This is a genomic window from Cognatundibacterium luofuense (assembly GCF_018139685.1).
Taxonomy (GTDB): Bacteria; Pseudomonadota; Gammaproteobacteria; order Burkholderiales; family Burkholderiaceae_D; genus Undibacterium; species Undibacterium luofuense.
This window is the reverse complement of the sequence record NZ_JAGSPN010000267.1, coordinates 1-372: the sequence shown is the minus strand read 5'-3', so window position 1 is coordinate 372 and position 372 is coordinate 1. Positions and strand designations below refer to the sequence as shown.

Sequence of the window (372 nt, the reverse complement as noted above, 5' to 3'; positions counted from 1 at the left end):
ACACGATCAAATTCTTCCGTGCTGTTTTCAGTGCCTACCACCTGACCCCGTTCCACAATCAGCGTGATCGGCACCTGTGGTTCATTGATACGGAAACTGGTATCGCCGAAAATAAAAATACGCACTTTGCCGTTCACATCTTCCAGTCTGACAGATTCTGTGAATACCTCTCCGATTGGGAATTGACCGCCAACATTGGCCATTTCGCTGTAGTCGCCTACATTCAGTTTGGCGGGTTCTAAGACGCCGCTGAATACTAGTTGTGCACCTTCTCCGCTATCAATCACAGCATGGCTGGCCTGATCAATGATGCGCTTGATTGCTTTACCTGTTTCCCGGTAATACCCCGGGTCATACTGCAGTGCATCTATG

The 372-nt window shown here is 48.9% G+C and carries 1 pseudogene; it reads right to left on the bottom strand.

From position 1 onward, the window contains the following. Positions 1–372, bottom strand: a pseudogene (locus KDM89_RS20340) (hypothetical protein); the annotation flags it as partial.